Raw genomic sequence first — 6,625 nt, 5'->3', positions numbered from 1 at the left:
GCCGCATCTCTCGCCAAATCGCGCTGCTTGCTGACCCTGGCCCCCTTGTTTCAGAAGAACCGACAGGTGATCCGGGATATATCTATGCTGCTACGAGACGACGATGAACACGAGGTGCCACTGAACTAGCGCGCTTCGTTTGAGCAGATCGTCGAAGCCTTTCTGCAAGGCGACCTTCGGCTTTCGAATAGCCTGCTCAACTGCGTCGAGTCCATCCACCCGGACACGGCAGAAGGCATAGCCAACAACCTCAATGCCTACGGCGCTCCTCTGTCATCATTGAACAGCGCCACGTGGGAACGGTCGGTTTATCGCTGGATGGACGGCTATTGGCTGTTCCTCGTTGACCTGACGACCGTTGATGAAGGAGTCAGCGACCTTACCCTCCACGCACAATTGCGCGATGCGCCAGAGGCACGCCTTGAGGTTCAGTCGGTGCACGTCCCCTAACAAACAGGCGTGCCAATTTGTCCACGCTGCCTAACCCGCCAGAATGAAGCCGGCAGATCCAATACCGACTTCATCTGGACCGCATCAGCCTTGCTATGGATACCTGTTTGCCCACGACACCAAGCTTGGCGACAGTCGCACTTGAACGTGCCCTGAGATGGAGGCCAGTTTTGGCTGGCCGCAACGGATCGATCGGCCAGTCGCTTTATCGCGCGGTAAGCTGGACCGAGTTTGGATGTTCAAGCAGTTGCAGCCCACGGCGGGCGACAGCGTGCGAACTTGCGATCCGCGTTGACGGCATAACCAGCGACGCATCCTTCGCGCTGAGCACGCGCTGGTAAAGTCCCCGCGCTTCGGCTGGTCGCTGCGTCATCGCATAAACGGCGGCAAGATTGAGGAGAACCTCCGGCTCGCGACTGCCGGCGCGGGTTTCGCGCTCCAACGTGCGTTCAGCCGAGGTCAGATTGCCGGCCGTGATTGCGGCATGGGCATATTGTGCGTCCTGGGCGTTCGCGCTGGAGGCGATCCCCATCACCGCCAGCGCCGAGCCAAGCAGTGCAGAAATACCGATTCGCATGACATCATCTCCTGTTTATTACATCGTGATGACATCAATGTTTCATTTTCGAGACGGTTGCACAAGCGTTCCAGCCGGCGTCACACACAAAAAAAGGGCGACCCGAAGGCCGCCCCTGATCCGCCGTTCGACCGGCCGGGCAATTCGCGATCAGAAATCGCCGCGATACTGCTCGTTACCGACGAAGCCGAGCTTCGTCACGTTCGCGCGCTTGATGATAGCCAGTACGCCGTCGACCACTTCGTACCGCGCCGTAGCGTCGGGCTGGAAGTGCAGTTCCGGCTGCGGCTCCATTGCCACGCTCTGATCCAGATACTGTGTCAGCGTAACTTCGTCGACCGGGGTGCCGTTCCAGAAGGTCTGGCCCTGCGCATTGATCGAGATCTTGTTCTTTACCGGATCAACCTGCGTCTGCGGCTGGTTGTTCGGTTGAGGAAGATCGACCTTTACCGCGTGGCTCTGGATCGGGATGGTGATGATGAACATGATCAGCAGCACGAGCAGCACGTCGATCAACGGCGTCGTGTTCATGTCCATCATCGGTTCGTCGTCTGCGCGACCGCCACCACTCATTGCCATGTCAGGCTACTCCTATTGACGCGTGCGCGGCGTGGTGTTCGGGTCCGGTTCGGAAATGAACCCGACCTTGACGAACCCCGCCGACTGCATCGTGTAGATCGTGCCGCCGATGCAACGGTACGGCGTGTTCACGTCGCCCCGGATATGCACTTCGGGCAGTTCGAGGTTCGGGTTACCGGCGCCACCCTGACGGGCAACTTCGTCTTCCAGCTTCTTGACCGCACGGGTACGCAGTTCGTCCGCGGTAACCCGGGTCAGGCCCCAGTACACCGCGCACTGGCCGTCGAGGCCCTGCACCGACAACGAGACGTTTTCCGGCTTGGTCGTCGTCGGTTCGAACACGACCTTCGGGACCTTCACGCCGCTCACCTGCTGGACCACGACCGGAACCGCGATCAGGAAGATGATCAGCAGCACGAGCATGACGTCCACGAGCGGCGTGGTATTGATGTCCGAGAGGGGGGCTTCATCGCCGCCGCCGCCAACACTCATCGCCATGAGGCTATCCTATCCACTTCTACTCAATCGAACCGCCGGAACCATCAGGCCCCGGCGGCGTCAGCGTCGTGCGATCAGACGCGCGGCGCGGTCGGCACGCCACCGGCCTGGCCGGCGGTGGTGCTGCCGACTGCCGGCTTGGCAACCGGTGCCGGGCCACGGGCCGCGACGGTCGGACGAACCGCACCGTTCGAGGCGAGGTAGCCGAGGACGTCGTTCGAGAAGGCCGACAGGTCTTCGGCGATCGACTTGTTGCGGCGCTGCAGCCAGTTATAGGCGAGCACGGCCGGAACCGCGACGACCAGACCGATGGCGGTCATGATGAGCGCTTCACCGACCGGGCCGGCGACGTCGCCGATCGCGGCCTGACCGGCGGCACCGATCTTCACGAGCGCGCGGTAGATGCCGACCACGGTACCGAACAGACCGACGAACGGCGAGGTCGCGCCGACGGTCGCGAGGAAGGCGAGGCCGCCGTTGAGCTTCGAGTTGATCGACGCTTCCGAACGGGCCAGCGAACCGTGCAGCCAGTCATGCGCTTCGACCGGATCGGTCAGCTTGCCATGCTGTTCCTGCGCGGCGAGGCCGTCATCGACGATCTGGCGATACGCCGAGTTCTTGTCGAGCTTGGCAGCACCTTCGCGCAGCGAGTTCGACTGCCAGAACTGGGCGCGCACGCGCTTCGCCTGGTTCATGATCTTCTGCTGTTCGAACAGCTTGGTGAAGAGGATGTAGAACGAGCCGACCGACATGATGACCAGAATGCCCAGCGTGCCGAACGCGATCGCGCCGCCCTGCTGAAGCGCTTCCCAGAAGCCGAAGTTCGGAGCCCCGGCAGGTGCGCCGGCAGCAAGGATGGGGGTGAGCATCGGATAGTTTCCTTAGAGCTGATATGTTCTTGAAGAATAATGCCCCGGACCGTCCCGCGACACGATGGTCGCGGGACTCCCGGTCTTACCGATCGGCCGGCAGCTGCCAGCGGACGCGACGCGACGAACTCGAACGGATCGGGTTACCGGACTGATCGAGCGCCGGGCTGTACCGACCGCGACGGCTGATCGCCGAGCAGGCAGCGCGATCGAGCGCGGCCGAGCCGGACGAAGACGTCACGCGGCAGTTTTCGACACGGCCCTGCGTGTTGATGTCCCACGCGATCGCCGTCACGCCTTCATCGCCGCTGTTGAGCGCGCTGGGCGGATAGTCGTCGTTGGTGATCCACTGTGCAGGATCGCCCTTCGCACCGGCAGCCTTGCTGACCACGGGAGCGGGCGGCGCCGGCGGCGCGACCGGAGCCGGCGGCGCGGGCGGACCGGCCGTCGGGATCGGCGCATAGGTCGGCGGCGGCGTGTTCACCGTCTGAATCACGTTCGGCGTCGGCGCGGGCACACGGACCAGCGGCGGCGGCGTCACGACCGGCGGCGGCGACTGCGGCTGCGGCTGTTCAGGCGGCGGCGGGGGAGGAGGAATCTCCTCGGGCGGGGGTGGCGGCTCCTCGACGTCGAACGTCTCGGTATCCTCTGTCACCTTCTTCACATATTTATAGGCAAGGCCGGAGATGAACGCGTACCCGATCACGACGTGGAGGATACCCACGATGATCAGCGCGACGATCCGGCCACTACCTGCTTTTTGGTCAGCGTAAGCCATTCAGCAACCAAACTCCTCTAGCCCGGTACATTGGGTCGGTCCGTCCGGCGGAAACCGGCACGCAACGACCGCGTGTCCGGGGCTACGCGGCATTCCGGACCGCGATTGTCTATCGCGGCCTTTTAAACGACGCAAACGCTTTGTCGGACGAAACATTCGTACAATCGCCGGATTACCGAAATAAGTCTGTAACCACGGTTTTCCGGCGGGTAAGAGCGGTTGCATGAAACGCAATCCGATCGGTTCCGCAACCTTTTTCGCTTTTCTGGCCGCCTGTTCGCCCGTTTCGGCACAGCAGGGCACCCCGGTTCCTGTTAACGTTATCGGCGATTCGGCACCGGTCGCCTATGCGCGACTGGCGCGGCTGGCACTCGACAGCGACATCGTGCTCGACGCGACGATTCGCTCGGTCGCGCGCATCGCACCCGCCGAATCCCCCGGCCTCGCCCCCGGTCATGTCCGTTTCTACGTGACCGCCGATGTCGGCGCATTGATCCGTGCGAACGGCCCCCTGCCCGCGCGGATCGGCTATCTCGTCGATGTACCGTTCGATCCGCGGGGGCGTGCGCCCAACCTGAAGCGGCAGCGCGTCATCGCCTTCGCCCGGGCCGTCGCCGGCCGCCCCGATCAGGTGCAGCTGGTCACGCCCGACGCACAGTTCGCTTGGGCGCCCGCATTGGACCAGCGGGTACGCGACGTCGTGCGGGAGGTTATCGCGCCCGACGCTCCGCCGGCGATCACCGGGATCGGCAACGCCTTCCACGTCCCAGGAACCCTGCCCGGCGAAGGCGAGACGCAGATTTTCCTGCAGACGACGACCGGTGCGCCGGTGTCGCTTCTGATCCTGCGCCGTCCGGGGGAACAGCGGCGCTGGGCATTGTCACTGGGCGATATCATCGACGAGGCCGGCGGCGCGCCGAAGCCGGACACGCTGGCATGGTACCGGCTAGCCTGCGGCCTGCCCGAGGCATTGCCCGAAACGAGCCTGCAGTCGCAGGACGCCGACAATGCGGCGATCGCGCGGGAAGACTTCGCGTTCGTTCGGGAATCGCTCGGCCGCTGCAATGACGGGCGAAGCGACTGAAGCCGCCTCAGCGGGCAAGATGCACGAAGTCGCGGTCGAACGACACCAGACCCGCGCCACCATCGACGAACACCACCTGCCCGGTCGATGCTTCGGCGTGAGCGAGGAACAATATCGCGTCGGCGACCTGATCGACATCCGGCAGCCGTTCGAGCGGCATCATCGCCGCCAGTCGCTCGACCTGGTCGGAGCTGTAATCCTCGGTCGCAAGCGTCAGGCCCGGCGCGACACCATTGACACGCACCCGTGGCGCGAGTGCAAGCGCGAGCGTCCGGGTCGCCTCGGCCAGCGCCTGTTTCGACAGGGTATAGGCCAGCTGGTCGCGATGGGGATGGGCGATGCGCTGGTCGAGGATGTTGATGACCGACCGCCCGCCCTGCTCAGCCAGTTCCGTCGCGAGGACGAACGGCGCGGCGGCGTTGACCGCGAAATGCGCCGCCAGCGATTCCGACGTCGGATAGCCCGCATCGTCCGTGCGAAAGCAGGAGGCGTTGTTGACCAGCAGGTCGACCCGCCTGCCGAAGCCCGCCCCCACCGCACGGATCAAGCCCGCGGCAGCATCGTCATCGCTCAGGTCGGCGGCAAAGATGCGATGCGCCGCCCCCGCCGCAGCGATCGCCGCGACGACTTCGCCATCCGGCTCGCCGGGATGCGATGCGTGAAGTGCGACGTCGTAGCCGGCCTGCGCCAGCCGCGCGGCGATATGCCCGCCCAGCCGGCGGAAGCTGCCGGTAATCAGCGCCAGCGGGCGGGTCACCGCCGATGCCGGACCATGGTGACGCCGATCGATTCGCCGGCTTCGGCGATGGCGAGCTTGACGATACGGATCTTCACCCGCTGCACGCGCGGATCGGACAGGAACAGCGTGTCGACGATATGATCCGCCACCCCCTCGATCAGGGTGAAATGTACCCCCTGCGGCAGCGACGTGGTGGCCGCTTCCTTGAGGTCCATATAGCTTTTCGACGCCGACAGCGGCGTATCGGGCGTGAAACGTTCGGGACAGTCGAGATCCACCGTCATCGAGATGCGCAACGGCTGTGGCAGGTGGGTTTCCTCGGAATAAATGCCGGTCAGGACATTCACTTCGACATCATGGACTTCAAGCTGAAGCGAATCGCGCAAGCGGCACCTGTCATCTTCTGGGAATATGCGCGCGATAGCAGAAGGCGGCGGACACGTAAGCCGTTGCCCGAATCTTCACTTGTGCCCCGCCGATGCGACGGTACAGGCGCCTCCACGATCCGATTGCCGACTGGACCCTCTATTGCCCGACCTGCAGCCCCTGACCACCATTCCCGTCGCCGATGTCGAAGGGCTGCTCGACGTGGCGTTCGGTAGCGATCGGCATGGGCGAACGGCCTATCGCGTGCGGGCCGGGCTGTCGCCGATCGACGGCCTGAGCTTTGCCCGGGTCGAGGACCGGCAACTGGTCGGATGCATTCAATGCTGGCCGGTGCAGCTGAACTGCGACGACGGTGGTACGCTGCCACTGGTGATGGTCGGGCCCGTGGCGGTGACGCCGGAGCGGCAGGGGACCGGCATCGGGCATCAGCTGATGCAGCGCGCGATCGCGGCCGCCGGCGACGGCGCACCCCTGATGCTGGTCGGCGACGCGCCCTATTATCAACGGTTCGGCTTCACCGCCGAGCGTACCGGCGGCTGGCGGATGCCCGGCCCCTATGAGCAGGCGCGATTGCTGGCGCGCGGCGACGTACCACTGCGGTCGGGCATTCTGGCGCCGCGGGTCGCACTGGCGGCCTGACCCTCTTGTCGCGGCCGGGTAGAGC

The 6,625-nt window shown here is 64.6% G+C and carries 10 protein-coding genes; 3 read left to right on the top strand and 7 right to left on the bottom strand.

The features are described 5' to 3' along the window. Window positions 1-147 precede the first annotated feature (147 nt). The gene (locus MF609_RS20095; RefSeq protein ID WP_422921247.1) at window positions 148-450 is read left to right on the top strand and encodes a DUF7668 domain-containing protein; all 303 of its coding nucleotides are present in this window, start codon (window positions 148-150) and stop codon (window positions 448-450) included. Between the two features lie 205 nt (window positions 451-655). Here MF609_RS20095 and MF609_RS17700 read toward each other — a convergent pair whose 3' ends face one another. From MF609_RS17700 to MF609_RS17680, 5 genes are all read right to left on the bottom strand, one after another. Then, entirely contained in the window at window positions 656-1,027 is a 372-nt protein-coding gene (locus MF609_RS17700) for a tetratricopeptide repeat protein (protein WP_242417463.1), read from the bottom strand. Window positions 1,028-1,177: 150 nt separating this feature from the next. Beyond that, window positions 1,178-1,606: an ExbD/TolR family protein gene (locus MF609_RS17695; protein ID WP_242417462.1), complete on the bottom strand. Its 429-nt coding sequence runs from the start codon at window positions 1,604-1,606 to the stop codon at window positions 1,178-1,180. Window positions 1,607-1,618: 12 nt separating this feature from the next. Next, window positions 1,619-2,104 carry an ExbD/TolR family protein gene (locus MF609_RS17690; protein WP_242417461.1) on the bottom strand — a complete coding sequence of 162 codons (486 nt, stop codon included), beginning with the start codon at window positions 2,102-2,104 and terminating at the stop codon, window positions 1,619-1,621. A gap of 74 nt (window positions 2,105-2,178) precedes the next feature. Continuing rightward, a complete protein-coding gene (locus MF609_RS17685; RefSeq protein ID WP_242417460.1) occupies window positions 2,179-2,973 on the bottom strand; it encodes a MotA/TolQ/ExbB proton channel family protein in 795 nt (264 codons plus the stop codon). Window positions 2,974-3,058: 85 nt separating this feature from the next. Beyond that, window positions 3,059-3,751: an energy transducer TonB gene (locus tag MF609_RS17680; RefSeq protein WP_242417459.1), complete on the bottom strand. Its 693-nt coding sequence runs from the start codon at window positions 3,749-3,751 to the stop codon at window positions 3,059-3,061. A gap of 223 nt (window positions 3,752-3,974) precedes the next feature. On the opposite strand from MF609_RS17680, the gene MF609_RS17675 reads away from it, so the two are divergent. Beyond that, a complete protein-coding gene (locus MF609_RS17675; RefSeq protein ID WP_242417458.1) occupies window positions 3,975-4,835 on the top strand; it encodes a hypothetical protein in 861 nt (286 codons plus the stop codon). Window positions 4,836-4,842: 7 nt separating this feature from the next. Here the strand turns inward: MF609_RS17675 and MF609_RS17670 are convergent, their stop codons facing one another. After that, the gene (locus tag MF609_RS17670; RefSeq protein ID WP_242417457.1) at window positions 4,843-5,592 is read right to left on the bottom strand and encodes an SDR family oxidoreductase; all 750 of its coding nucleotides are present in this window, start codon (window positions 5,590-5,592) and stop codon (window positions 4,843-4,845) included. Beyond that, a complete protein-coding gene (locus MF609_RS17665; RefSeq protein WP_055784047.1) occupies window positions 5,589-5,960 on the bottom strand; it encodes a dihydroneopterin aldolase in 372 nt (123 codons plus the stop codon). The genes MF609_RS17670 and MF609_RS17665 overlap by 4 nt, the downstream gene beginning before the upstream one ends. Window positions 5,961-6,102: 142 nt before the next feature. Between MF609_RS17665 and MF609_RS17660 the strand changes: the two genes are divergently transcribed. After that, window positions 6,103-6,600 carry a GNAT family N-acetyltransferase gene (locus tag MF609_RS17660; protein WP_242417456.1) on the top strand — a complete coding sequence of 166 codons (498 nt, stop codon included), beginning with the start codon at window positions 6,103-6,105 and terminating at the stop codon, window positions 6,598-6,600. Window positions 6,601-6,625: the final 25 nt, after the last annotated feature.

The sequence above is a fragment of the Sphingomonas panni genome, assembly GCF_022664435.1.
GTDB lineage: Bacteria > Pseudomonadota > Alphaproteobacteria > Sphingomonadales > Sphingomonadaceae > Sphingomonas > Sphingomonas panni.
This window is presented reverse-complemented; position numbering and strand designations above follow the sequence as displayed.